Source organism: Alishewanella sp. WH16-1 (assembly GCF_001441695.1).
In the GTDB taxonomy this organism is placed as follows: Bacteria; Pseudomonadota; Gammaproteobacteria; order Enterobacterales; family Alteromonadaceae; genus Alishewanella; species Alishewanella agri.
Genome location: NZ_LCWL01000016.1, coordinates 15,452 through 40,826 on the forward strand (window position 1 = coordinate 15,452; position 25,375 = coordinate 40,826).

Genomic DNA, 25,375 nt, shown 5'->3' on the forward strand with positions numbered 1-25,375 from the left:
TCACGGTGATGACGGGGGCAATGCTGCCCCGCAGGACTAAGCGTGCTGACTTGCTGCCAACCAATGATTGACGGCAGTCAATAATTCATCCGGGTGAAACTTGGCAATAAATTGATCGGCGCCGACTTTTTTCACCATCGCCTCGTTGAACACCCCGCTTAACGAAGAGTGCAAAATAATATGGATCGGGCGCAGTGCCGGCTCAGCTTTAATTTCTGCTGCCAGCGTATAACCATCCATCCGTGGCATTTCTATGTCTGAAATCAACAGCGGTACGCGCTGCGTCATTGTCTCGCCCCATTCTTTGGCTTTATTCCTTAACCAATCCAGCGCTTCCTGACCATCCTTAACCAACTCGGATTTAACCTGAATACTGTCCAGCGCTCTTTTGATCTGATTACGCGCTACAGCGGAGTCGTCCGCTACCAGTACCAGGATTTTATCCAAGGCTAAACCCTGCGATTTGGCCTTGGTATCATCACTAACCTCTTCATCAACGGGCATAATTTCAGCATAAACTTTTTCAACATCAATAATCTGCACCAGTTTATTTTCTATCTCAGTAACCGCAGTCAGATAATGTGATTTACCAGCACCTTGTGGTGGCGGTTTAATTTGCTCCCAGGTCATGTTCACAATCTTATCGACACTGGAGACCAGAAATCCCTGCACACTGCGGTTGTACTCGGTAACAATCACAAAAGCATTTTCGGTTTTACCGATGCCCTTGCCGGTGGTCGCTTCGGCTAAGTCCAGCACCATCACCGGTTCGCCGCGCAAATGTGCAATACCTTTGACACAGGGATGCGAGCCTGGCATCTCGGTCAGTTGCGGGCACTGGATCACCTCCCGCACCTTAAACACGTTGATCCCGAATGGCTGCGGCCCATTCAGCCGGAACAGCAACAATTCGAAACGATTCTGCCCGGCCAGATTGATTCTTTGGTTTACCGAGTTTAACAAATTACTCATGCAAGACTTCCCGGAAATAACGTCGACTCAGTCTAGTTATAGCAGGTTTCCGGCGTCTGTTTTGGATTTAGCGCAAGCTTTGGAGTAACTTTTGCATTTGGTTGGATTATTGACGTTAATGGCGCCAAAGCCTGTTCCAAATCGGCCAAAATATCATCAACATGCTCCAGACCGACAGAGATCCTGATCAAGCCATCGCTGATCCCGGCGGCGGCCCGCTCTTCTGCAGTATAGGGACTATGGGTCATCGAGGCCGGATGCTGAATTAACGACTCGGCATCGCCCAGACTGACGGCCAGACTAAGCAAACGGCAACGATTGATCATCTCCCGGCTTTGCTCCAGGCTGGCGTTGAGCTCAAACGCCAGCACGCCACCTGCGGCCTGCATCTGGTTGCCAAGGAAGCGGTAACCCGGATGACCAGGCAGGCCCGGATAATGCACCACGGCCACTGCCGGGTGCGCCGCCAGATATTCGGCGACCTTTTGCGCATTACTGCAATGCCGCTCTAACCGTACCGATAGCGTTTTTAAACCACGGATAATCAGCCAGGCATCGTGTGGGCTGATAGTGGCGCCCATATCTTTTAGCGTGGTCAATTTGATGGTGCGGATTTTTTCTTCATCCGAGACAATAATGCCGGCCACTACATCACCATGGCCATTCAGATATTTAGTCGCGCTATGGATAATAATATCAGCGCCAAATTTCGCCGGCTGCTGTAACAGTGGCGTCAGGAAGGTATTATCAATCACCGACAGGATATTATGTTGCCGGCACAGACCACATAAGAAGGACAGATCCAACACCACCAGATGCGGGTTAATCGGCGTTTCGGCAAACAGCATTTTGGTATTCGGCTTAATGGCCGCCACCACCGCCGCATGGTCGGTCATATCAACAAAACTGACTTCAATACCATAGCGGGCAAACTGATGACTAAACAGCGCAAAACTGCAGCCATAAATGGCTTTACTGGCAATCAGGTGATCACCCTGCTGTAAAAACGCCAGTGTCGCGGCTGCCACGGCGCCCATACCGGTCGCCGTCGCTGCAGCATCTGCCATGCCTTCCAGTGCTGCCACCTTAAGCTCCAGCTCACGGGTAGTCGGGTTACCTAAGCGGGTATAAATATAACCGTCCTGCTCGCCGGCGAAACGGGCTGCGCCCTGCTCGGCATTGTCAAACACGAAGGTCGAGGTTTGGTAAATCGGTGTACTGAGCGCGCCATACGGCTGTTTGGTTTTGCCGGCATGGATACACAGGGTTTCAGCATGTTTATTATTATTTTTCATCAGGGTGTTCTACTAATGACTGCAACTTTGTTCAGCATTAACAGAAAACGCTAAAATGGGAAGCAAGCCAGACGGCTTGCTGTCTGAAATAATAAAAACTCTGACCAGTCGCTGCTGTCAGCTTTTGTTGGCAGTCGGCTCAGCCGGGCTAAAACGTTGTACTAACGCTGCCGCCAATTGCCCTGGTTGGACTTTCGCGGTCTGTTGTAAGGGTAAGGGTCTTAACTGTTGCTGTGCCAGCGTGCCCAAACGCGCCACCAGCAAACCTGCGACCACACCCTGTCCGGCGCGAGCTGATAATTTTGCGGTCAGTTCACTACTTAGCACATCGGCCGCCAAGTCTAACGCCAGCTCTGAGCTACCCGCCCACAGCAATGCCGCCAGTGCGCGTTTTAACAGCGCCAGACTGCGCAACTGCCCAACCGGCGCACCATACAGTAGTGCTAATTGTCGCAGCATCCGGCTACTGCGCCATACCACTAACAGCATATCAGCCAGCGCAAAGGGGCTGACGGCGACTGCCAGACTGCTATCCGTACCGGCACGCCAGATAATTTGCTGCGCTTGTTTGTCACAGTCCCGCATCACATACTGCTCAAATAACGCCAGCACTTCGGCATCACTGTGTTCAGGTTGCACAGCTTTACGCCAGTTTTCGGTCGCCGTGGCGTGTTCAGTAGTTTGCGGCATCGCCAGCAGAATCGCTTCACACAGTGCCATGGCCTCACCGTATTGCACAGTATTGCGGATCCGCTCGGCCTGTTGCTGCCATTGTTGATTACGTTGTAAACGGCGCCATAACCGCCATTCGCGCCAGGCTACTCCACCCAGCATACCGGCAACTAAAATACTAAAAGCGCTAACCAAAGCGCCGCTAAACCAACCTTGCTGCCAGCTTTGTTGCAGCCACTCCAGCCATTGCCACAAAGCCAACACCAGCAATAAACCGAGCGCCAGTAATGCCACCAGCAACAAGCGGCTGCGCGGTGCAGCAGCTTCAGCAGAGGGTGCGATATCCTCCGTCAACAGCTGCCCGGCACTGAATTGTTGTGGCATTTTTGGTAAATCCGGCTCAGGCTGTGTGGTCTGCGCAAAATGTTGCGCCGGCTTAAGTTCACTCATAGCAATTTGTCTCCCAGCAGGAATTCCAGCGCATGGTCCATCCGCACATGGGGTAAAGGTTGTTCCGGATTGTTGTCTGTCGGCAAAAAGGCCGGAAACTGAAATTGATGGCGCGCGAACAGCTCCGCGGTTGGTAACTCAGCGGGAACTTCGCCTGGAAATAAGGTCTGCGTTGTCGCGGTGTGCAGGTCCCGCCCGCTCAGTACCGCCTGGCGCTGCCCCTGATGCTCAACAAAGCCACTTTTGCTGGCTCGAATCGCCGCCAGCGCCATGGCTTCGCTTTTCGCGCTGGCGTACTGGCTTTGTTTTATTGGTTGTCGCAGCAGTTGTTGTAGCAGTAAAGTCAGGGCTTTATGCTGTTCCGGCGTGACATGATCGGCTTTGCTGGCGGCAAACAGCACTTTGCTGATTTGCGGTTTAAACAAGCGGTGTAACAGGCTGGTCGGGCCATAACGAAAGCTTTGCATAATCAAGCCTAATGCCTGTTGCAACTCCCGTACTGCGGCATAACCGGCATTGAGCGCCGCTAAACCATCAACCAACACCACTTGCCGATCTAACGCAGAGAAATGCTGCCGGTAGAAGGGCTTTATCACGTAGTCACAGTAGGTTTGATAATGTTGACTCAGGCGACTGGCCAGCGCTGAGGTCTGCTCCAGCTGCTCAGGTAATAGCGGTAATAATTGCAGCATCGGGGCGCCGGCGAGTTCTCCCGGTACCAATAAGCGTCCGGGCTGCTGCAAATAACAACCCGCTTGCAGGCTAAAGCTAAGTAATAGCTGGCGATAGCTATCAGTCAGGCGCTGTAGCTGCAGCTCTGAGACATCGTTTAAATCCGTGGCCTGTAACAACTCAGCAAAGGGTTGGCTCAGCGTCAGACGATGAGGCTGGCGAAACAGCTGCCAGCAAAAGGCCGACCATTGTTGGTAGCTTTGCTGTAACATCGGCAAATCCAGTAACCATTCCCCCGGATAATCAATAATTTCCAGTTGAAGTTCACTGTGTTGCTGCAGGCGGGAACGGATGGCACCGGTAGGCCGGTACCGCAATGTCAGATTTAACTGGCTCCAACCCGTGGTAGACGGCGGCCATTGCGGCGGTTGCCCAGCCAAATATTGTAAATTCTGTTCATAGGGAAAACGCGGTATCGCCATGGGCTGATTCTGCGCCAGCCGGCCGCCAAGGTAACGGCCTTGCTGTAATACACTGAAAAACGGTAGATGTTGCGCCTGGTCACCTTGTGTTAGCTGGTGTACCAGCGAGGTAATAAAGGCAGTTTTGCCGGCGCCACTAAGGCCTGTTACACCCACTCTCAAGTGGCGATCCAGGGTGCGATTGCCCCACTGCCGGCCATGATACTGAATACTGCCTAACCAACTCATCTTTGTCGAATACTCCGGAATTACAGGTTGTTAAACTCGCGGTTTAACTGAAAGCGACTGGAGGTAACATGGCGCTCCATATCACGCAGCTTTAATTCCATACTGTTAAACTGGTGACTCAGATGCTGCAATGCCTGCCGCGGTGATTCACCCCGTTGCCAGACCCGGGTTTTTAACTCTACCGGCCGATCCGCCAGACTGGCAGCATGCTCGCTAGCTGTGCCGGCGAAGGCCGTTTTCGACTTTTTTTCCAGTACCACCCAGGCGGCAATATAAAGTACCAGCACGATGCCGCCACCACCGAGGAAGAATGCTGACACGGTAATAATTCTTACCAGCCACAGTTCCCAACCAAAGTAGTCGGCAATCCCCGCACAGACGCCGGCAATTTTGCCATTCTCGTCATCACGTAACAGTTCACGTTTTTTACTGGTCATGCTGATTCCTCCATCTTGGACTTTCAGCGTCCAGAATGGCTTCCAGCGTTTTAATCCGCTCTGCCATCTTTTCGGCTCTGACCGTCAGTTCGTTTAACTGGTTCAGTTCGCCATCGCTGAGTCCTTGTTTGATCTTATTCTTACTGCGATAGTGCATAATCACCCACAGTGGTGCCACGAAGATCATAAACAGGATCAGCGGCACAAAAATAATCTCATGAATATCCATTGGTTAACCCTTCAAAAGAGACGCCTGAAATCAGGCGTCTTTATTCTGCATTTTGGCTTTTAATTCAGCCAGTTCCTGGTCAATCTTATCCTGTGCAGCCAGTTCTGCAAATTCATCTTTCAGCGACTTTTTGCCAAGATCATAAGCTTCAACCTGCGCTTCCAGCGTATCAATTTTTTGCTCATAACGCTCAAATTTGTACATCGCATCATTGATCTTGTTGCTATCCAGCGTTTTCTTTACTTCCAAACGGTTAGCCACAGTTTGCCGGCGCATCAGCATGCTCTTCTGCCGTGCTTTGGCGTCGGCCAGCTTTTCCTGCAGCTGCGTGACTTCATCCTGTAACTTGCTGATATGCTCGTCCAGATTCGCAATATCCCGCGCCACGGTTTCTGCTTGTTCAGCCGCTTTTTGGCGTTCAATCAGTGCTGAACGCGCCAGATCGTCACGCTCCTTGGACAACGCCAGCTCGGCTTTAGCCTGCCAGTCAGTGGCTTCTTCCTGTAACCGGGTGATTAAACGTTGCAACTCTTTTTTCTCGGCAATAGTTTTTGCCGAAGAAGACCGGACTTCAACTAACGTATCTTCCATTTCCTGAATAATCAGGCGCACCATTTTTTCCGGATCTTCTGCTTTATCCAATAAAGCATTGATGTTGGAATTCACGATATCGGAGAAGCGTGAAAAAATACCCATAATAATACCCTCTGTTTAATGATGACTAACATCGACACCTTTAGTTATTCAGGATCCTTGCCAACTTGCCAAAGTGAATTAACATCATGAAAAATAATATATTATTTTTATTTTAAATTGTACTGTCACTGGCGGGCGTTATGAAATACACTATTTATTAGTAATTTTCGCTAACTTGTGGTTTCTGATGAATAGAAAGTTCCAACAAGACAACCTGCTGGGGCAGGCCAACAGCTTTTTAAATGTGCTGGACCAGGTTTCTCAACTCGCGCCGCTGGATAAACCGGTACTGATTATCGGCGAACGCGGCACCGGTAAAGAGTTAATTGCCGCCCGCCTGCATTTCTTGTCACAGCGCTGGGACCAGCAATATCTTACGCTAAACTGCGCTGCCTTAAACGAAAACCTGCTGGAGAGCGAGTTATTCGGTCATGAGGCTGGTGCTTTTACCGGCGCCAGTAAACGCCATGAAGGCCGTTTCGAGCGGGCCAATGGTGGCACGCTGTTTTTGGATGAGTTGGCCAATACGCCAGCAATGGTGCAGGAAAAACTGCTGAGGGTTATCGAATATGGTGAATTTGAACGGGTTGGTGGCAACCGGCCGGTTCGGGTTGACGTGCGTCTGGTCTGCGCAACTAATGAAGATTTACCTTCAATGGCGGAGCAAGGGGAATTCCGGGCTGACTTACTCGATCGCCTGGCTTTTGATGTGATCACTTTGCCGCCGATGCGCGAGCGGCGTGAAGATATTCTGCTGTTGGCTGAACACTTCGCCATTAACATGGCACGCGAGCTCGGGTTAGAGCTGTTTAGCGGCTTTAGTGAAAAAGCGAAGAAAACCTTACTCGATTACGACTGGCCCGGTAATGTCCGTGAACTGAAAAATGTGGTGGAACGTGCTGTCTACCGGAACAACAATGGTTATGTCCCGGTACATCATATCCAATTGGATCCTTTTGAGTCGGCGTATCGGCCGCGGCAACGGATTAAAGCCCCGACTAGTAGTGCGCCCTTACTTACACCCGCTACTACCGCGGCAAGCCAAACGGTAGCGCCAACCAGCAGCGCAGCAATACAGCCAGCTGAACCGGACTTAAGTACTGCAGTGGATTTTAAAACGCTGTCACAAGACTTTGAAATGCGCCTGATCAAACAAGCCCTGGCCGCCAGCCAGTATAATCAGAAAAAAACCGCTGAACTGCTTAATCTAACCTATCATCAACTGAGAGGTTACATGAAAAAGTACCAACTATTGGACAGCCAGCAGTGATCAAATATTGTTTGTCAGCCGCCATGCTGGCCTTAGGTTTAGCCGGCTGTTCAGCCGAACAACAAGATCTGCGGGCCGATGGCCTGGTGTACTGCGCAGAAGGCGCCCCGGAGCATTTTAATCCGCAGCGGGTTACCTCGGGCACTACCATCGATATTATTAGTCAGCAGTTATATGATCGCTTGCTGGATATTGACGCAGCCAGCGGTGAGTTGCGCCCCGCTCTGGCCAAAGGCTGGCAAAGCTCAGCTGATGGCCTGGTGTATGAATTTGACCTGCGCCACGATGTGCAGTGGCATCAAACCGACTATTTTCAACCCAGCCGGGTGCTCAATGCCGAAGATGTGGTCTTTACTTTTAATCGGATTATGGATCCAGAGCATCCATTCCATTTTATCGGCGGCGGTATCTATCCCTATTTTCAGAGCGTTGACTGGGCGTCCCTGGTTAAACAAGTTAGCGCACCTGAACCATATCGGGTCAGATTTGAATTAAGCCGGCCCGATAGCTCATTTTTATCCAACCTGGCAACCGATTTTGCTGCCATCCTGTCAGCAGAATACGCGGCGCAATTATTGGCCGCCAATGCGCCACAACTGTTGGACAGCCAGCCCATTGGCAGTGGCCCCTTTATTTTCCGCGAATATCAAAAAGACGTCTTAGTCCGCTTTTATCAGCATCCGCACTATTGGCGCGGTCCGGCGGCAATGCAGCAACTGGTGTTTGATATTGTGCCAAACAATGCCCGGCGCATGGCCAAGCTGCTGACACACGAATGTGATGTGATTGCCTATCCCCGCTTAGCTGAGCTGGCTCTGGTTACTGAACGGCCAGATGTCAAAGTGCAGGAAAGCACCAGCATGAACGTCGGGTTTTGGGCGTTTAATACCCAGCGCCCGCCGTTTAATCAGGTTAAAGTCAGACAAGCGCTGGCGCTGGCGATTAATCAGCGGGCAATTTTGCAAGCGGTTTACTTTAATCAGGCAACCGCCGCGCGTTCAGTACTACCGCCCACCTCCTGGGCATTTAACCAACAGCTGGCCACGCCGGAATACAACCCGCAGGCAGCGAAAGCCTTGCTGGCTGAAGCCGGCCTGGCGAGTGGCTTTAATATGACAATTTGGGCAATGCCAGTACAACGGCTTTATAACCCCAATGCACTGAAAATGGCCGAACTGATCCAGGCCGATTTAGCTCAGGTCGGGGTTAACGCGACCATCGTCAGTTATGAGTGGAATACGTTTCGTCGTAAGCTGACTGAAGGAGAGCATGACTCAGTGTTGATTGGCTGGGCTGCGGATAATGCCGATCCGGATAACTTCTTTCGCCCTCTGCTCAGCTGTGCCGCACTGGAGAGTGGCAGCAACAGAGCGCAATGGTGTGATCCGGTATTTGACCGTATTCTCAATCAAGCTTTACTCACTGATGATCAACTGCAAAGACGCAGTTTTTATCTGGCGGCGCAGCAATATTTACAAACTGAAATGCCGCTGGTGGCGCTGGCTCATTCACAACGGATCCAGGCAATTAACAGCCAGATCGAGGGAGTGACCATTAACCCCTACGGTGGCATCGCCTTATTCAGTGCCAGGCGGGTCCAGCCATGATTAATTTTTTACTCCGGCGGCTGTTTTTACTTGGTACTGTGCTGTTTGGCTTAAGCTTACTGGCATTTAGCCTCGGCTATCTGTTCCCCGGCGATCCATTACAAAACTTCAGCGGCATCCGCCAGCTTGAACCGCAACTGCGCGCCGAGCTTACTGCGGCCTACCGCCTGGATCACTCTTATCTGAGTCAATACCTGGCCTTTCTGAACCGCTTATGGCACGGTGATTGGGGACTGTCATTGGCCAGCCAGCAGCCACTGCTTAGCGAAATCCGCCAAGTCTTACCCGCTACCATTGAGCTTACCAGTTATGCGCTGTTGGTGTCTTTTCTGTTCGGCGTCCCCCTCGGCATCCTGGCGGCGATTAAACCAGAGGGTTACCTGGGTAAGATCATTAATACCATTACCGTTGCCGGCTATTCATTACCGGTATTCTGGTGGGCATTGTTGCTGATTATGGTGTTTTCAGTTGGCCTCGGCTGGTTTCCATCCGGTGGCCGGCTTGGCGTGCTCTATGAAATTCCAACCGTGTCCGGTTTTATGCTGGTCGATATTTTTCTGGCCGAAACACCTTATCAACAAGCGATCTTTCTTGATGCGCTGCGCCATCTGGCGTTACCCACAGTGGTACTGGCGACCTTTCCCACCACGGTGATGATTCGCTTTGTGCGTGACGCGATGCTGGAAGTGTGGGAGCAAAACTATATTAAAACGGCCAAAGCCAAAGGATTAAGCCGGCTACAGGTACTTTACCGGCATGGCCTGCGTAATGCACTGTTACCGGTAATCCGTCAAATAGGTTTACAATTCAGCGCGCTGATTACACTGGCTATGCTGACAGAAGTGATTTTTTCCTGGCCGGGTATTGGCCGCTGGTTACTGGATAGTATTTATCAACGCAACTTTCCGGCGATTCAGGCTGGCTTGATGATTATTTCGGTACTGGTGATTACGGTTAATATGCTGACAGAAATTTTGCATACTTTTTTCAACCCTCTGGCCAGGAAACGCTAAGATGCGCAAGTTCCGGCTGTACTTTGAAGAGCAACATCGCTCCCCGCTGGCACAATTGTGGCGTGAGTTTGCCCGTCAACACAGTGCGCTGTTTGGTTTAGCATTATTTAGCAGTTTTTTACTGTTAAGTCTGGTCGCGCCCTTTATTACCCCGCATGATCCATACCTGCAAGCAGATAACCTGCTGTTGTTACCGCCATCCTGGTCAGAACAAGGTTTAGTGCAATATCCATTTGGTACTGACGATCTGGGCCGGGATCTGCTATCCAGACTGCTTAAAGGCACCACCTTTACCTTTGGTCTGGCACTGGTGACGGTGATAGGTGCTTTGCTGGCCGGTTTGGCACTGGGTGCGCTGGCTGGTATGAGCCAAGGTATGAAATCGAGTTTTTTTAATCATTTACTTGATCTTATTCTGACCATCCCATCGTTGTTACTGGCCATTATTATTGTTGCGGTACTCGGCCCGGGTTTGGCAAACACCGCCTGGGCGGTCAGCCTGGCTTTGCTGCCACAATTTGTGCATGGTATTCGTAACGCCATCAATGAACAGCTGAAAAAGGACTATGTTACCGCTTACCGGTTGGATGGTGCCAACAACTGGCAAGTATTAACCCGGCTAATTATTCCCAATATCTGGGAGAAAATTATTGTAATGAGCAGTATGGCGCTATCCACCGCCATTCTGGATATCGCGGCTTTGGGTTTCCTGAGTTTGGGTGCGCAGGCCCCCATCCCGGAATGGGGAGCTATGATCAGCGACTCACTGGATTTAATTTATTTAGCCCCGGCTAGTGTCGCCATCCCAGGTTTATTAATTTTTGCAGCCGTGCTATCGGTTAATCTGGTGGGTGACGGTCTGAAAACGGCGATGCAACGCCGACGGGAGAGCTAATGCTGTTGCTCGATATTAAAAATCTGACCATTGAACTGGAGACGCCGGATGGCTTAATTCGTGCTGTTGACCGGGTGAGTCTGAGTTTAAAAGAAGGCGAAACCCGCGGTCTGGTTGGCGAATCCGGTTCGGGTAAAAGCTTAATTGCCAAGGCCATTGTTGGCGTACTTAATCGGCGCTGGCGGATCCATGCCGACCGTTTCAGCTGGCTGGGACAAGACTTACTAAGACTTTCCAGCGAACAACGACGTAAAATTATTGGCCGTGACATTGCGATGATCTACCAGGAGCCGAGTCGTAGCCTGGATCCGACAGCCGCTATCGCCGACCAGTTAGAGGAAGCCATACCCAGTGAACTGCTGGAAGGCAGTTGGTGGCAGCGACCTTTCTTACGTCGAAAAAGAGCCATTGCCCTGCTCCACAAAGTTGGGATCCGTGACCATAAAGCGATTTTGCAAAGTTATCCGTTTCAGCTTTCAGAGGGACTATGCCAAAAAGTGATGATTGCCATGGCCATCGCGAAAAATCCCAAACTACTGATCGCCGATGAACCCACTACCGCGCTGGAAAGTACAACTCAGGCGCAATTATTTCGCTTGCTGGCCAGTTTTAACCAGCTTAGAGGCATGTCGGTACTGTTGATTAGTCACGAACTGGAAAGTGTTGCCCGCTACACTCAGAATCTGAGTGTGTTGTACTGCGGGCAATTAGTAGAAAGTGGCGAGACCAGCAATATTCTGAGCCAACCTTTCCATCCTTATACCGATGCTTTAGTAAAAAGTGTGCCGGAGTTTCAGCCTGAGTTAGCACCCAAAGCGCCACTGTATGCTTTACCCGGTAGTATTCCAACCTTGCAGCATTTGCCTATTGGCTGTCGACTGGGGCCACGCTGTCCGAACGCTCGTAAAGAGTGTGTCAAAACTCCGATGCAAGAACGGTTGCAAAATCATTTTTATAGCTGCCATTTTCCATTGCAGTACAAGGCCGAAAAATGAATACATTACTGGAAGTGGAACAACTGAGTAAAAGTTACTTTAAACCGCAAGGTTTATTTGGGCGTAAAAAAATTCAGGCGTTACAAAATATCAGCTTTAGCCTGCAAAGCGGTAAAACGCTGGCGATTGTCGGCGAAACCGGTTCGGGTAAAAGCACTCTGGCCAAATTACTGGTCGGCATCGAAAAACCTGATAGCGGCCAAATTCGTCTGGCGGGTCAAGAAATCCAGATCAGCGATTACAAGAAATATAATCATGTGATCCGTTTTATCTTTCAGGATGCCAGCCAATCCCTGAATCCGTTGCAAAAGGTCGGCCAGATGCTGGAGGATGTGTTGCGTTTTAGCACCATTCTGGACCCGGCACAGCGCCAGATCAAGATCCGTCAAACCCTGCGCCAACTGGGTTTGTTAGATGAACACGCTGAATATTATCCACATATGTTTTCTGGTGGCCAACTGCAGCGGGTAGCCCTGGCCAGAGCGCTGATTCTCGATCCGAAATTACTGATCCTGGATCAGGCGTTGTCGGCGTTAGATCCCTCTTTACGGGCACAAATTGTAAATCTACTGTTACAATTACAGCAGCAAAACGGTTTAGCTTACCTGCTGATTACTAATAACTTACAGCTTGTACAACATCTGAGTGATGATATGCTGGTGTTAGCTCAGGGGGTAACGACAGACTACGGAGCGACCGCAGATATCTTCCGTAACCCACAGCACGACTATACCCGCAAACTGCTAAGTAGCCTGCTGTAACGTCTGCCTCTGCTATACTCGGTAATAAAATAATAAAATAAGGTCAGACATGCTTGCTTTGGCGTTCTTGGCAGCTCTGGGTGCAGCAATACCCGCTCAGCTTGGCACCAACATTGCCTCTCCCGCAGAAGACAGTGCCGTGTTGCAGGTCGCTTGTATTATGCAACAGCTGGAACAACCCTATAATCTGCTGTCGTTACCCTGGCTTCGCGCACGACAGGAAGTTCGCTTAAACCGGCTGGATGGTTATTTCACTGCCGTTTTACTGCAGGAAATGGAGCCTTTTGGCCAACTGTCAGCACCACTTTATCTGGAAAACTGGTACTGGATTGAGCACCGTTCAACCCTCTCAGTACCTCCGCCGGTGAAGCGTTTGGGTGCTGTACGTGGCAGCCACCAGGCGAAATGGTTCGAAACTATGGATTTAGCCGCCGCGGCCGAGGTTAATACCAGCGAAGAGCTGGTAAAAATGTTAAACCTGAAGCGGGTTGATCGCATCCTGATGGATTTAGAAGTATTTGAACAAACGGCAGCACGTTTGGGGCTGGTAAGACAGGACTTCTCAGTACGTTTTTTCCGCTATGTCCCTTTGGGTGTCTACTTTTCCAGTCAATTCTTGCAACAAAGACCGGGGTTCTTAAGTCGTTTTAATGCGCTGATCCCCAGCTGCAGCCAAACACCTTTTATCTTGTCCGAACGCGAACAGCGTATAGTCTTAGACGCATTTTTGCCGCCAGCATCAGAACTGGCAACACAAGCGCTCATTCAGCAAGCTCTGCAGAGCCAAAATGCCACACCCTGGTCACCAGAGCAGATTTCCCAACATGACCAACGCTGGATTGACGAAGTGAAACAAGGCCAACCACAACTGGCCGAAAGTATGCTACACACAGAATTATCGCAATGGTTAGCGCGGTGGCAACAACAATTCTCCGGTCGCGTTGCAGAAATCATTCTGATGGATGCGCAGGGCCGTAATGTGGCGATTAGTGCCGTCACCTCAGATTACTGGCAAGGCGATGAGATTAAGTATCGGCAAGTGTTTGCGCAGCCAGTCAGTCATCTGCTGGACAGTGTGCGTTTTGATGCGTCCAGCCAGCGCTTTCTGGTGCAGTTAACTGTGCCGGTCAATAATGCGCAGGGAGAGCCACTTGGCGCGTTGACACTTGGGTTGGACGTTGAACTCAGCTTACAGTACTGTCAACGTAATGGTATTAGCCCCGGCTACTGTGTTGATTAGTTCGCAGGACGATGCCCGCTGTGAGTAATAGTCCACCGCCATTGGAAGTGGTTTAAATTTAAAAGTAAAAAGGGAGCCGCAGCTCCCTTTATCTTCTAGCTTTTCGGCTTAGAAATCTTCATTCACTACGGTGTTACGCAGCTGACGGCTAATTGTGGCTTCTGCACGTAAAGTCGCTAGCAATGCCTGGTAGTTTTGCTCAGCTTGTTGCCGGGCAATAGCTTCCAGTTGACCGGCATCGGGCACACTGCTAATTTGCGCATCTACGACCTTATCGACCGCTATCACAGCAACATCACCCGAGGCCAACTGTACTGAATCCAGACTGCTGCTGTCAGCGGCTGGTTTTGGCATAGCAAAGGCCTTAGCTCGGATTTCGGTCGCCAGACTACCACCAAAACGTGGTGTTTCAGCACTCACAGTAATGTCTGCTGCGGCTTGCTCCGCCAACTGTTGCAGACTTGCAGCATCAGCCAATAAGTCTTGTACATATTGCAGGGTTAACTTTGACACTTCCTGCTGCTGCACGGCAGCTTGCACCACGTCGCGCACTTCTTCCAGAGGTTGAGTGCGTGCCGGTTGATGTTCTTTGATCCGGGCAACAACCACATGCTCACGGGCCAGTTCCAGCACGTCTGAGTTTACCCCTTCAGCGATAAAGCCCGGGTTAAACAGCCGGGTTAAAATCGCCGGTGCAGCCAAGACTTCTGGCGCCGTTTCGCGACTAAACAAGGCGGTAGACTGCACCGAAGCGCCGATGGCCTCAGCGGCCTCTTCCAGGTTATCCGGTTGTTCAAAAGCCAACTGCGCTAAACGTTGCTGCAAGTCGAAGAACAAGGCAGTAGCTTGTTCAGCTTTTAACGTAGCCGCAATTTCCGCTGATACCTCATCCAGCGTTTTGATGCTGGCTGGCGTGTAGCTGCTCAGTTTAATAATATGGTAGCCAAATTCGCTTTTCACTACCTGGCTCAGCTGACCCACTTCCGTTAAGGCAAATGCAGCAGCTTCAAATACCGGGTCCATCTGCCCGGCCACCAGTTCGCCTAGCTCACCACCATTCTCTGCAGAAAAGGTATCGGCAGAATGTTGTTTGGCCAGAGCAGCAAAATCTGCACCCGCCTGTAACTCAGCCAAAATTGCTTCCGCTTGCTGTTGTAAAGCAGGATCATCTTGCTCGCTCTCTAGCATAATGTGAGCGACAGAGCGCTGCTCAGTGCTGCCAAATCTGGACTGATTGGCTTGGTAGTAGTCAGCGATCTGCTGCGACGTAACCTCAATATCTGTTGCCAGTTGCGCGGCCGATAATTCGACATACTCCACCGCGACCTGCTCTGGCGTCATAAAACGCTGCAGGTTTTGCTGATAGTAGCTATTCAGCTTGTCATCGGTCAGTTCAACTTGTTCCGCAAAGCGGCTGGCGGGTACGGTAAAGTAGCGGATATCGCGGGTTTGCTGCTGTAACGCTAACAGCTGGTTAATTTCACCAGCGAGGCCGAACTCACTACCGACTAAACCTTGCATTAGCTGTGACGTAGACAGATCCTCACGCACCAGCTCGCGAAAATCTGCCGGTTGGTAGCCTGCCTGACGTAATAGTGCCAAGAAGCGATCATTGTTAAATACGCCGTCTACCTGGAACTGTGGCAAGTTAACGACAGTGTCACGCACTTGCTCGTCACCGACACGTAACCCCAGCTTGCGGGCAAACTGCTTTTGCAGTGTATCGTCAATCACCCGTTCCAGCACTTCACTGCGGAAATTCGCCATATAAGTTGGGTCAGCAGCCAGCACATCGTACATTTCACCGAATTGCTGTTGCATTCTCGACCGTTCATTTTGTAAGGCTTGCTCGTAAGTTGCCTGACTAATCTCTTCGCCATTCACCACAGCGACTATCGCCTCGCGGGGCGAACTGAGGTAACCGCCAACACCTGCCAATGCAAATGTCAGGATCACCAGGCCAAGAATGATCTTGGCGGTCATACCCTGCGAGCCTTCTCTGATTCGTTCTAACATCGTTGCGCGTTCTCTGTTATTCGTGACACAAAAGTTGTGTTAAAAAAAAAGCGCATCTTAACAGATGCGCCTTTTTTATAGAAGCCTGCGAATACACTGCTGGCTTGCGGAACTCCCCCGGCGCGCCGGACGAAAGTTCTATTAGTTAACTGCGTCTTTTAACGCCTTACCCGGCTTGAAAGAAGGAATCTTCGCAGAAGCGATTTGAATAGTAGCACCAGTTTGTGGGTTACGGCCGGTACGGGCAGCACGCTCACGTACACTGTAAGTACCAAAACCGACTAAAGCTACTGAGTCGCCTTCCTTAAGAGCTTCGGTAACAGCGTCGATGAACGCGTCTAACGCGCGACCTGCTGCGGCCTTAGAGATATCTGCATTAGCAGCAATTTTGTCGATCAGTTGAGACTTGTTCACAATATCATCCCCTTCAATTGTTATTATTTTCTACAACAGCGAACTACTAGTTCTAAGCATTGCCTGCTTGTTATAACAAGCAACGGCCGTGCTTGCAAGCAGCAGAAACATTAAAACTAATTTTTTTGGCTTAGGCTACAGCCCTTGCTACACAAGGGCTTAGCCGAAACTGTCCATAACTTAGCACAGCCAACAGGAATGAAAAGCCCCTAAACCGGATTTTTTTCGGTTTTTTTGCTTTTTGCTGCATTTTTTACCGTATTTGCCACTGTCACCCGTGCCAAAGGCTCTTGTAACGCGGCTTCCAGTACTTCCTCAATCCATTTTACCGGTCGAATTTCGAGCGCCGTTTTGACGTTTTCCGGAATTTCTTTCAGATCACGAATATTGTCATGCGGTATTAATACCCGTTTAATGCCACCACGGTGTGCAGCTAAAAGCTTCTCTTTTAAGCCACCAATCGGTAGCACTTCACCACGTAGCGTAATTTCACCGGTCATAGCGACATCTGCCCGCACCGGATTACCGGTTAGGCTCGACACCAGCGCTGTGACCATCGCAATACCGGCACTGGGGCCATCCTTTGGCGTTGCGCCTTCCGGTACATGCACATGGATATCACGTTTCTCGTAGAAGTCTTCGTTAATCCGCAGTCCCTCAGCACGGCTGCGTACCACCGTCATCGCCGCCTGAATGGATTCTTTCATCACATCACCGAGTGAACCGGTATAGGTCAGCTTACCCTTACCCACGACAGCCGCCGCTTCAATGGTTAGTAAATCGCCCCCCACTTCGGTCCAGGCGAGACCTGTCACCTGACCGATGCGGTTGCTGTCTTCGGCTTTACCGTAGTCAAAGCGGTGTACACCTAAGAACTCTTCCAGATTAGCGTCGTTAATCACGACTTGCTTTAAACCTTTGCTCAGCAGAATTTGCTTCACTGCCTTACGGCAAAGTTTCGAAATTTCCCGCTCTAAGCTGCGCACCCCGGCTTCACGGGTGTAGTAACGGATAATGCCGATAATGGCGCTATCTTCAATCAGCACTTCGGACGGCTTCAAACCATTGCGACTCACCTGTTTTGGTACCAGGTGCTGTTTGGCAATATTCAGCTTTTCATCCTCGGTATAACCCGATAAGCGGATGACTTCCATCCGATCCAGCAGAGCCGGCGGAATATTCAGGCTGTTAGAGGTGGCGAAAAACATCACATCAGACAGATCGTAGTCAACTTCCAGGTAATGATCGCTAAAGGCACCGTTCTGCTCCGGATCCAGTACCTCTAACAACGCCGCTGCCGGATCACCACGGAAATCCGATGCCATCTTGTCAATTTCATCCAGCAGGAACAATGGGTTACGCACTCCAACTTTTGCCATCTTCTGGATAATCTTGCCTGGCATCGAGCCGATATAAGTACGGCGGTGACCACGGATTTCCGCTTCATCCCGCACCCCGCCTAAGGCCATCCGCACATATTTGCGGCCGGTTGCCTTGGCAACCGATTGCCCCAGTGACGTTTTACCGACACCCGGCGGACCAACTAAACACAGAATGGGCCCTTTTAACTTGTTAACCCGCTGCTGCACTGCCAGATATTCCATGATCCGCTCTTTGACCTTCTCCAGGCCATAGTGATCGGCATTCAGGATTTGCTCAGCAGCGGCCAGGTTTTTCTTCACCTTAGAGCGTGTTTGCCAAGGTACCTGAGTTAACCAATCGATATAGCTGCGCACCACTGTCGCTTCTGCTGACATCGGTGACATCATTTTCAGTTTTTGCAGTTCTGCTTTCGCTTTGGCTTCAGCTTCAGCCGGCATTTTTGCTTCAGCAATTTTCTTCGACAGGGTTTCAAACTCATCCGGCGCATCTTCCAGCTCACCGAGCTCGCGCTGGATGGCTTTCATTTGTTCGTTCAGATAGTACTCGCGCTGGCTTTTCTCCATCTGCTTTTTCACCCGGCTACGGATGCGGCGTTCAACCTGCAGAATATCGATTTCGCTTTCCATCATCGCCATCAGATATTCCAACCGCGCCGTAACATCGGTTAGTTCTAGTACTTTTTGCTTATCTTCGACTTTCAGCGGCATATGCGCCGCCATCGTATCAGCCAGACGAGCCGCATCATCGATACCACTTAGCGCAGTGAGTACCTCAGGCGGGATCTTTTTATTGAGCTTGATATAGCCTTCAAATTGGTTAATAGCCGAACGCAGAAACACTTCCTGCTCTCGGCTATCAATATCCTGAGTTGGCACCAGCTCGACAAAGGCCGCAAAGCTGTCTTTGGTCTCAGTAAATTTACTCAGTTTGGCGCGCTTACCGCCTTCAACTAACACCTTTACAGTGCCATCCGGTAATTTTAACAGTTGCAGAATAGTGGCAACGGTACCGATCTGATAAAGGTCTTTTTCGGTCGGATCATCCAGAGTGGCGTCTTTTTGTGCCACTAAAAAGATCTGCTTATCGTTGTCCATCGCCGCATCTAAACACTTAATAGACTTCGCCCGGCCAACAAAAAGTGGGATCACCATATGCGGGTAAACAACGACATCCCGCAATGCCAATACCGGCATATGCAAGGTTTCTTGGTGTTCTGTGGTCATGAAATAGCTCTCGAAATTAATAACTGCAGGCGATATAAGCCAGTATATGGGGCTTTTTCCGGAAACTTCAATTCATCAGATAAAAAAGGAGCTTTACAGCTCCTTTTTTTAATGCGATTCGGCTACCGCCGGCTCGCTGCTCTCGTAGATAAGTATGGGCTGACTCTCGCCGCGGATCACTGTCTCGTCAATAACGACCTTGCTGACATCCTGCATCGACGGTAATTCGTACATGGTGTCCAGTAACACGCCTTCAACGATAGAGCGTAAACCCCGGGCGCCGGTCTTACGGTCCATGGCTTTTTGCGCGATGGCTTTTAATGCATCATCGCGAAACTCCAGATCGACCTCTTCCATCGCGAATAAGGCAGCGAACTGCTTAATCAGCGCATTCTTTGGCTGACTCAGGATTTGCATCAAGGCAGCCAGGTCAAGTTCGGTTAAGGTAGCAACAACTGGCAAACGACCAATAAATTCCGGGATCAGGCCGTATTTCACTAAATCTTCCGGCTCGACATCGCGGAAACTCTCGGTCAGGCTGCGACTACTTTCCTTGCTTTTCACTTCAGCGCCAAAACCAATACCCGAACCTTTGGCTAACCGCTGTTCAATCACTTTATCCAGACCTGCGAAAGCGCCACCGCAGATAAACAGAATTTTAGAGGTATCAACCTGCAAAAACTCCTGCTGTGGATGCTTACGACCGCCCTGCGGTGGTACTGAAGCGATAGTGCCTTCAATCAGCTTTAACAGTGCCTGCTGTACGCCTTCACCGGACACATCACGGGTAATCGACGGGTTATCAGACTTGCGGGAGATCTTGTCGATTTCATCGATATAGACAATACCGCGCTGTGCTTTTTCAACGTCGTAATCGCATTTTTGCAGCAGTTTCTGAATGATATTTTCCACGTCTTCACCAACATAACCGGCTTCGGTGAGTGTGGTAGCGTCGGCCATGGTAAAAGGCACATCCAGTAAACGCGCCAGGGTTTCAGCCAGCAGCGTTTTACCGCTACCGGTAGGACCAATCAACAGAATATTACTCTTACCCAGTTCCACATCCTGCTTTTGCTGGATGCTACGCAGGCGTTTGTAGTGGTTATAGACCGCTACCGCCAGAACCTTCTTCGCATGCTCCTGACCGATCACATAATCGTCCAGATGTTTGCGGATATCACGCGGCGTCGGCAACTTCTCGGTATCGCGCTTCGGCGAGATATCTTTGATCTCTTCCCGAATGATATCGTTGCATAGGTCAACGCATTCATCACAAATATAAACTTGTGGGCCTGCGATCAACTTACGCACTTCATGCTGTGATTTGCCACAAAAAGAGCAGTACAGTAATTTGCCGCTCTTATCGCCGTCAGTGCGGTGATCAGACATGTAACTACCTCTTGTTCAACCAGCCGGGCCCAAACCCGGCCTGCTATAAATTATTTCGCATCCCGCTGCGTTAATATGGCATCGATCAGGCCATAATCCAAGGCTTGCTGCGCACTTAAGAAGTTATCGCGCTCGGTATCCTTGCACACTTGCTCATAGCTCTTGCCTGAGTGTTCCGCCATTAAGCGGTTGAGCTTCTCTTTAATACTTAAAATCTCCCGGGCATGGATCTCAAAATCCGTCGCCTGGCCCTGGAAGCCCCCTAACGGCTGGTGAATCATCACCCGCGCATTCGGTAAGCAGTAACGCTTACCCTTGGTACCGCCGGATAACAGGAAAGCGCCCATACTGGCTGCCTGGCCAACACAGACGGTTGCGATATCCGGCTTGATATAACGCATCGTATCATAAATCGATAAACCCGCCGTGACCGAACCGCCCGGTGAATTGATATAAATATAGATGTCTTTTTCCGGATTTTCAGATTCAAGGAACAATAATTGGGCGACAATCAGATTCGCCATATGATCTTCGACCTGGCCGGTGAGAAAAATCACCCGTTCTTTTAACAGCCGCGAGTAGATATCAAAGGAGCGTTCACCCTTGGCGGTTTGTTCAATGACGATGGGTACTAAGGCGTTGACAATCTCATTCATGTCACGAGACATTGGCATAATCTGGGATCCCTTCTCTAAAGCTGTAAGGTGTCGAAAATAGCGGTGCCGCAAAATAAAATGGCCCGAACAGGTGTCCGAGCCATTAAAACCGTGCCAGCCTAAGAAGTCAATCTTAGTTAGCGGCCTTCGGGTTCATAATCTCATCGAAAGCAGCAGCTTGTTCAGTGACTTTAGCAGCTGCCAGCACCACTTCGATCGCCTGCTCTTCTAAAGCCACGTTACGCATGCTTTGCATCAGCTCTTTGTTGCCTTTGTAGTAAGCCACAACTTCAGCCGGATCTTCGTAGGCAGAAGCGACGTTATCGATCAGCTCTTGTACCTTAGCTTCGTCAACTTTCAGGCTGTTAGTCTTGATGATTTCGCCCAATAACAGACCGACTTTAACGCGATCTTTCGCCTGCTCTTCGAACAGAGAAGCTGGCAGCTCTGGTAATTGCTTCGGATTCACATTCTGACCAAAACGTTGCATCGCTTGCTGACGCAGTACGTCAACTTCGCTGGCGATCAGGGCTTTTGGTACTTCAACTTCGTTAGTTGCCAGTAAGCCTTTGATGACCTGCTCTTTCACTTTACCTTTAATGGTTTGCTTCAGCTCGCGTTCCATGTTTTTGCGTACTTCAGCTTTCAGTGCGTCAACAGTGGCTTCAGTTAAACCAAACAGCGCCGCGAACTCGTCGTTCAGCTCAGGCAGTACTTGCTGCTCAACTTTGTTTACTGTTACGGCGAAGCTGGCGGCTTTACCTTTCAGGTTTTCCGCGTGGTACTCTTCCGGGAAGGTCACGTTAACGGTAACGGCTTCGCCGGCTTTTTTGCCGATGATGTCATCTTCAAAGCCCGGGATCATCCGGCCCTGACCTAACTCCAGTACGAAGTTAGAGGCTTTACCGCCTTCAAACTCTTCGCCGTCGATAGAACCAACGAAATCGATGGTGACGCGATCACCAGAGGCAGCAGCAGCGTCTGAAGCTTCCCACTTGGCGTGTTGCTTGCGCAGCGTTTCCAGCATCTTGTTCAGATCGTCTTCAGAGATCTCAACCACTGGCTTCGTCACTTCCACTTTATCCAGTGCAGCAACAGTCACTTCCGGGTAGATTTCGAAAGTCGCAGTGAAAGCCAGATCTTTACCGCTTTCCAGCGCTTCCGGAGCAAAAGTTGGCGCACCTGCTGGGGTTAATTTGTGTTCGATAATGGCTTCGTAAAAAGCGCGTTGCATTTGCTCAGACGCCACTTCCTGCAGTACCGCCAGGCCAAAACGTTTTTGGATGATTGAAATAGGCGCTTTACCAGGACGGAAGCCATCGATACGCTGACGTTTTGCTACGTCACGCAGGCGGCTTTTTACTTCGTTATCTAATGTTGCAGCCGGCACAGTAATATTTACACGGCGCTCTAAACCCTGGGTGGTTTCAACAGAAACTTGCATCGTTTTACCTCAAATTCAATGTCAGGCGCCTTGGATACGCCGTTTTGTCTTGGCCGGGTGTCGACAAACTTAGGATGAACCTGACCTGCTAATAATTGGACGCGGCATTATAGCGGGCTAGAAGCCGCGAGTCGAGCCCTTCAATTTACTGTCTTTAAGTGTTTGTAAGAGCTAATAAAAAACGGGCTCTCGTTAAACGAAAAGCCCGTTTTTTCTGCATTTTTTGCGACAACAAGTCAGATTTATTTCGATCCGTTAGCCGCGCGTCTGACCCTCACCCTGGACCACAAATTTTTCGGTGGTCAGGGCTTCCAGTCCCATAGGGCCATAGGCATGGAGTTTACTGGTAGAGATGCCAATCTCTGCGCCCAACCCCAGCTCACCACCATCAGAAAAACGCGACGACGCATTATGCATTACCACGGCAGTATCAACGCTGGCGAGGAAGCGGTCGGCTGCCACCTGATCAGCGGTGCAAATCACTTCAGTATGCTGACTGCCAAAGCGGTCAATATGCGCCAAAGCCGCAACCAAATCATCCACTACCCGCACCGCTATCTCCGGAGCCAGATATTCCTGACCAAATTCGTCATCGGCAATCGGCGAAGCACCATTAAAGTAAGGCAAACTGCGCTGGCAGGCATGCACCTTGACCTGATGTTCGGCCAGTGCCTGCGCAGCCAATGGTAAGAAGTCGGCCGCGATCGCCTGATGCACTAACAACCCCTCAAGCGCATTACAGACGCCGGGACGTTGCACCTTGCCGTTTAACAGCAGTTTCAGCGCCATGGCCGGATCGGCGGCCTTATCAACATACAGATGACAGACACCTTTAAAATGTTGGATCACCGGAATACGGCTCTGCTCGGTGACAAAGCGGATCAGGCCCTCACCACCGCGCGGGATCACTAAATCGATATACTCTTCCTGCTTTAATAAGGCTAACAGCAGGTTACGATCCGGATCCGGTACTATCGTCAGTACCTCAGGCGGCAACTGATGCTCGGTTAATGCCTGACGCATCGCACCGGCAATCGCCAGACTGGTTTTAATCGCCTCGCGGCCACAACGCAGGATCACCGCATTACCGGCTTTAAAGCACAAGGCCCCGGCATCGGCCGTGACATTCGGCCGCGCTTCATAAATCATACAAATGACGCCCAGCGGAATACGGCGCTTACTAATCTGAATACCATTTGGTCGCTGCTCGATAAAGCGGCTTTGCCCGACCGGGTCCGGCAACTGAATAATTTGCTCAATGGCTGCCGCCATGGCTTCAATACGTTCTGCGGTCAAGGTCAGACGGTCCAGCATGGCTGCACTGGTGCCATTCGCCGCCGCTTCGGCAACTTCGGCACTGTTCTCTGCCAAAATGGTAGGCGTAGCCAGGCGGATCTTGTCGGCAAAAGCTTGTAATACCGTATTTTTTTCAGCGGTGCTTAAGGTCGCAACCGCTTTAGCGGCCTGAGCGGCACCGGCGGCTAAACTGGCCGCTACATCGCTAGTCATAATTTCTCCAGTAACATCATTTCACTGCGGTGGATCACCGCATTACTGCCATTGGGGCAAAAACCCAGGCAAGAGGCAATTTTCTCACTGTGCTGGCCTTTGATCGAAAATAACTGGCTGGCACTAAAACGGCTGACACCTTTGGCAATAGAGCGCTTGCTAACTGAACAACGCACAATCACCGCATCGCCCGGCGCGAAATCGCCCTTCACCCGCACTATACCACTGCTCAATAATGAAGCGCCATGCTGGCACAACGCATCAACACAGCCGTCATCAACCCAAATTTCGCCTTTGGCGCGCAGGGTATGTCTAACCCAATGTTTTTTAGCCGGTAAGGGTATTTTCTGACCATAGAAAATGGTGCCCGGATTGTTACCCGCTAAAAGACACTGAAAGGTTGTCACCTGATGGCCATCGACAATCAGCGTATCCACCCCCTGGGCGGTGGCTTTTTCTGCCGCTTCAATTTTGGTGCGCATACCGCCGGTGCCCACTCGTGAACTGGCACCACCTGCCAGCGCATAAATCTCTGGCGTAATTTGTCTGACTTCCGGGATCAGTTTGGCGGCGGGATCTTTGTTTGGATCGGCGGTATATAAACCATTGACATCCGAACAAATAATCAAGGCATCAGCCTGAACCACACTGGCGACCATCGCTGCCAGGTTATCGTTATCACCGACTTTCAGCTCATCAGTAGCGATAGTATCGTTTTCATTAACGATCGGTAAAACACCATGATCTAACAACCGTTTCAGAGTGTTTTTAACATTAATGTGCCGCACCCGATCACTGAGATCGCCATGGGTCAGTAACACCTGCGCACAGGGGAAATCGAAGCAGCGGCTCCAGAAATTCATCATTTCGGTTTGGCCAACAGCAGCCATAGCCCGTTTCAGTGCGATTGGCACCCGCTGATGTTGAAACTGAAAATGATGGCGACCGGCAGCGACGCTACCTGAAGAAACCAGGATCACTTCCCGGTTAAGTTGACGACATTGTTGAATAAATTCGGCAATAGGACGCAAATATCTTTCGCTGCATCCATCTTGGTCCGGCGCAATCAGGGCACTGCCGACTTTCAGTACTACCCTGCGCCAGGATGGCTTAAGCATAACTCCTCCATTGGTTGTTCCGCCGGCTATTCTAGCAAAAACTGTAACCCGGCACCACCCGGGTTACAGTTTGCACCACGCTTGCGTTTTAATATAAGCATTATTATTCATAAATTTAGCATCAAACCACAAAAGCAATGCTGCTTTAGCAGACTATAGGAATAGCGGAAAACTGTAATTAAATTACAAATTTAGTGGCTATGTTGCGGGCTGAGTGCCGCCTAGGATCGGTGGGCAGCTTAGTCTGGTATTGATTTGCGAAATGTTGGGTATAGCGGTGTGGATGAACGGAATGCTTACCACCTCGTT

General features: G+C 50.4%; 22 protein-coding genes. 7 read left to right on the forward strand and 15 right to left on the reverse strand.

From position 1 onward, the window contains the following. Nucleotides 1–36: 36 nt before the first annotated feature. From AAY72_RS02255 to pspA, 7 genes are all read right to left on the reverse strand, one after another. Nucleotides 37–972 carry a chemotaxis protein gene (locus tag AAY72_RS02255; RefSeq protein WP_057785431.1) on the reverse strand — a complete coding sequence of 312 codons (936 nt, stop codon included), beginning with the start codon at nucleotides 970–972 and terminating at the stop codon, nucleotides 37–39. Between the two features lie 32 nt (nucleotides 973–1,004). Next, nucleotides 1,005–2,267, reverse strand: coding sequence for a PLP-dependent aspartate aminotransferase family protein (locus tag AAY72_RS02260; protein ID WP_057785432.1), 1,263 nt, complete (start codon nucleotides 2,265–2,267; stop codon nucleotides 1,005–1,007). Nucleotides 2,268–2,384: 117 nt separating this feature from the next. After that, on the reverse strand, nucleotides 2,385–3,389 hold the full coding sequence (locus AAY72_RS02265) for a TIGR01620 family protein (RefSeq protein ID WP_057785433.1): 1,005 nt from the start codon (nucleotides 3,387–3,389) through the stop codon (nucleotides 2,385–2,387). Next, a complete protein-coding gene (locus AAY72_RS02270) occupies nucleotides 3,386–4,771 on the reverse strand; it encodes a YcjX family protein (protein ID WP_057785434.1) in 1,386 nt (461 codons plus the stop codon). The genes AAY72_RS02265 and AAY72_RS02270 overlap by 4 nt, the downstream gene beginning before the upstream one ends. A gap of 20 nt (nucleotides 4,772–4,791) precedes the next feature. Next, nucleotides 4,792–5,208, reverse strand: a complete 417-nt coding sequence (gene pspC / locus AAY72_RS02275; RefSeq protein WP_057785435.1) for an envelope stress response membrane protein PspC — start codon at nucleotides 5,206–5,208, stop codon at nucleotides 4,792–4,794. Next, nucleotides 5,198–5,437, reverse strand: a complete 240-nt coding sequence (pspB, locus tag AAY72_RS02280; protein ID WP_008984185.1) for an envelope stress response membrane protein PspB — start codon at nucleotides 5,435–5,437, stop codon at nucleotides 5,198–5,200. Before pspB ends, pspC begins: the two co-directional genes overlap by 11 nt. A gap of 30 nt (nucleotides 5,438–5,467) precedes the next feature. After that, the gene (pspA, locus tag AAY72_RS02285; RefSeq protein ID WP_008984186.1) at nucleotides 5,468–6,133 is read right to left on the reverse strand and encodes a phage shock protein PspA; all 666 of its coding nucleotides are present in this window, start codon (nucleotides 6,131–6,133) and stop codon (nucleotides 5,468–5,470) included. A 187-nt stretch (nucleotides 6,134–6,320) separates the two neighbouring features. Here pspA and pspF point away from each other — a divergent pair, with 187 nt between their 5' ends. The 7 genes from pspF to AAY72_RS02320 are packed head-to-tail and all read left to right on the forward strand — an operon-like array spanning nucleotide 6,321 to nucleotide 13,914. Beyond that, nucleotides 6,321–7,403, forward strand: coding sequence for a phage shock protein operon transcriptional activator (pspF, locus tag AAY72_RS02290; protein WP_057785436.1), 1,083 nt, complete (start codon nucleotides 6,321–6,323; stop codon nucleotides 7,401–7,403). Nucleotides 7,404–7,426: 23 nt separating this feature from the next. After that, on the forward strand, nucleotides 7,427–9,010 hold the full coding sequence (locus AAY72_RS02295; RefSeq protein WP_057785437.1) for an ABC transporter substrate-binding protein: 1,584 nt from the start codon (nucleotides 7,427–7,429) through the stop codon (nucleotides 9,008–9,010). Next, entirely contained in the window at nucleotides 9,007–10,023 is a 1,017-nt protein-coding gene (locus AAY72_RS02300) for an ABC transporter permease subunit (protein WP_008984189.1), read from the forward strand. Before AAY72_RS02295 ends, AAY72_RS02300 begins: the two co-directional genes overlap by 4 nt. 1 nt (nucleotide 10,024) lies before the next feature. Next, complete coding sequence (locus AAY72_RS02305) at nucleotides 10,025–10,918, forward strand: ABC transporter permease subunit (RefSeq protein WP_008984190.1); 894 nt, start codon at nucleotides 10,025–10,027, stop codon at nucleotides 10,916–10,918. Next, on the forward strand, nucleotides 10,918–11,913 hold the full coding sequence (locus AAY72_RS02310; protein ID WP_057785438.1) for an oligopeptide/dipeptide ABC transporter ATP-binding protein: 996 nt from the start codon (nucleotides 10,918–10,920) through the stop codon (nucleotides 11,911–11,913). The genes AAY72_RS02305 and AAY72_RS02310 overlap by 1 nt, the downstream gene beginning before the upstream one ends. Further along, on the forward strand, nucleotides 11,910–12,674 hold the full coding sequence (locus tag AAY72_RS02315) for an ABC transporter ATP-binding protein (RefSeq protein WP_057785439.1): 765 nt from the start codon (nucleotides 11,910–11,912) through the stop codon (nucleotides 12,672–12,674). The genes AAY72_RS02310 and AAY72_RS02315 overlap by 4 nt, the downstream gene beginning before the upstream one ends. 49 nt (nucleotides 12,675–12,723) lie before the next feature. Next, nucleotides 12,724–13,914, forward strand: coding sequence for a cache domain-containing protein (locus tag AAY72_RS02320; protein ID WP_057785440.1), 1,191 nt, complete (start codon nucleotides 12,724–12,726; stop codon nucleotides 13,912–13,914). 108 nt (nucleotides 13,915–14,022) lie between these two features. Here AAY72_RS02320 and ppiD read toward each other — a convergent pair whose 3' ends face one another. The 8 genes from ppiD to proB all read right to left on the reverse strand — a co-directional run bounded on the left by ppiD (nucleotide 14,023) and on the right by proB (nucleotide 25,066). Next, complete coding sequence (gene ppiD, locus AAY72_RS02325; RefSeq protein ID WP_082628920.1) at nucleotides 14,023–15,930, reverse strand: peptidylprolyl isomerase; 1,908 nt, start codon at nucleotides 15,928–15,930, stop codon at nucleotides 14,023–14,025. A gap of 141 nt (nucleotides 15,931–16,071) precedes the next feature. Next, a complete protein-coding gene (gene hupB / locus AAY72_RS02330; protein ID WP_008607515.1) occupies nucleotides 16,072–16,344 on the reverse strand; it encodes a nucleoid-associated protein HU-beta in 273 nt (90 codons plus the stop codon). A gap of 209 nt (nucleotides 16,345–16,553) precedes the next feature. Further along, nucleotides 16,554–18,950, reverse strand: coding sequence for an endopeptidase La (gene lon / locus AAY72_RS02335; protein WP_008984195.1), 2,397 nt, complete (start codon nucleotides 18,948–18,950; stop codon nucleotides 16,554–16,556). A gap of 108 nt (nucleotides 18,951–19,058) precedes the next feature. Then, nucleotides 19,059–20,339, reverse strand: coding sequence for an ATP-dependent protease ATP-binding subunit ClpX (gene clpX / locus AAY72_RS02340; RefSeq protein ID WP_008984196.1), 1,281 nt, complete (start codon nucleotides 20,337–20,339; stop codon nucleotides 19,059–19,061). Between the two features lie 50 nt (nucleotides 20,340–20,389). Next, nucleotides 20,390–20,995 (reverse strand): ATP-dependent Clp endopeptidase proteolytic subunit ClpP, encoded by a 606-nt coding sequence (clpP, locus tag AAY72_RS02345; protein ID WP_008607512.1) that lies wholly within the window; start codon nucleotides 20,993–20,995, stop codon nucleotides 20,390–20,392. Between the two features lie 133 nt (nucleotides 20,996–21,128). Next, complete coding sequence (gene tig / locus AAY72_RS02350) at nucleotides 21,129–22,439, reverse strand: trigger factor (RefSeq protein WP_057785442.1); 1,311 nt, start codon at nucleotides 22,437–22,439, stop codon at nucleotides 21,129–21,131. Nucleotides 22,440–22,694: 255 nt separating this feature from the next. Beyond that, nucleotides 22,695–23,948, reverse strand: a complete 1,254-nt coding sequence (locus AAY72_RS02355) for a glutamate-5-semialdehyde dehydrogenase (RefSeq protein WP_057785443.1) — start codon at nucleotides 23,946–23,948, stop codon at nucleotides 22,695–22,697. Next, nucleotides 23,945–25,066, reverse strand: a complete 1,122-nt coding sequence (proB, locus tag AAY72_RS02360; protein WP_057785444.1) for a glutamate 5-kinase — start codon at nucleotides 25,064–25,066, stop codon at nucleotides 23,945–23,947. The genes AAY72_RS02355 and proB overlap by 4 nt, the downstream gene beginning before the upstream one ends. Nucleotides 25,067–25,375: the final 309 nt, after the last annotated feature.

Bases quoted from the DNA above. Each gene is read 5' to 3' on its own strand.
- AAY72_RS02255 (WP_057785431.1), bottom strand. From the start codon at position 972: ATGAGTAATTTGTTAAACTCGGTAAACCAAAGAATCAATCTGGCCGGG.
- AAY72_RS02260 (WP_057785432.1), bottom strand. From the start codon at position 2,267: ATGAAAAATAATAATAAACATGCTGAAACCCTGTGTATCCATGCCGGC.
- AAY72_RS02265 (WP_057785433.1), bottom strand. From the start codon at position 3,389: ATGAGTGAACTTAAGCCGGCGCAACATTTTGCGCAGACCACACAGCCT.
- AAY72_RS02270 (WP_057785434.1), bottom strand. From the start codon at position 4,771: ATGAGTTGGTTAGGCAGTATTCAGTATCATGGCCGGCAGTGGGGCAAT.
- pspC (WP_057785435.1), bottom strand. From the start codon at position 5,208: ATGACCAGTAAAAAACGTGAACTGTTACGTGATGACGAGAATGGCAAA.
- pspB (WP_008984185.1), bottom strand. From the start codon at position 5,437: ATGGATATTCATGAGATTATTTTTGTGCCGCTGATCCTGTTTATGATC.
- pspA (WP_008984186.1), bottom strand. From the start codon at position 6,133: ATGGGTATTTTTTCACGCTTCTCCGATATCGTGAATTCCAACATCAAT.
- pspF (WP_057785436.1), top strand. From the start codon at position 6,321: ATGAATAGAAAGTTCCAACAAGACAACCTGCTGGGGCAGGCCAACAGC.
- AAY72_RS02295 (WP_057785437.1), top strand. From the start codon at position 7,427: ATGCTGGCCTTAGGTTTAGCCGGCTGTTCAGCCGAACAACAAGATCTG.
- AAY72_RS02300 (WP_008984189.1), top strand. From the start codon at position 9,007: ATGATTAATTTTTTACTCCGGCGGCTGTTTTTACTTGGTACTGTGCTG.
- AAY72_RS02305 (WP_008984190.1), top strand. From the start codon at position 10,025: ATGCGCAAGTTCCGGCTGTACTTTGAAGAGCAACATCGCTCCCCGCTG.
- AAY72_RS02310 (WP_057785438.1), top strand. From the start codon at position 10,918: ATGCTGTTGCTCGATATTAAAAATCTGACCATTGAACTGGAGACGCCG.
- AAY72_RS02315 (WP_057785439.1), top strand. From the start codon at position 11,910: ATGAATACATTACTGGAAGTGGAACAACTGAGTAAAAGTTACTTTAAA.
- AAY72_RS02320 (WP_057785440.1), top strand. From the start codon at position 12,724: ATGCTTGCTTTGGCGTTCTTGGCAGCTCTGGGTGCAGCAATACCCGCT.
- ppiD (WP_082628920.1), bottom strand. From the start codon at position 15,930: ATGTTAGAACGAATCAGAGAAGGCTCGCAGGGTATGACCGCCAAGATC.
- lon (WP_008984195.1), bottom strand. From the start codon at position 18,950: ATGACCACAGAACACCAAGAAACCTTGCATATGCCGGTATTGGCATTG.
- clpX (WP_008984196.1), bottom strand. From the start codon at position 20,339: ATGTCTGATCACCGCACTGACGGCGATAAGAGCGGCAAATTACTGTAC.
- clpP (WP_008607512.1), bottom strand. From the start codon at position 20,995: ATGAATGAGATTGTCAACGCCTTAGTACCCATCGTCATTGAACAAACC.
- tig (WP_057785442.1), bottom strand. From the start codon at position 22,439: ATGCAAGTTTCTGTTGAAACCACCCAGGGTTTAGAGCGCCGTGTAAAT.
- AAY72_RS02355 (WP_057785443.1), bottom strand. From the start codon at position 23,948: ATGACTAGCGATGTAGCGGCCAGTTTAGCCGCCGGTGCCGCTCAGGCC.
- proB (WP_057785444.1), bottom strand. From the start codon at position 25,066: ATGCTTAAGCCATCCTGGCGCAGGGTAGTACTGAAAGTCGGCAGTGCC.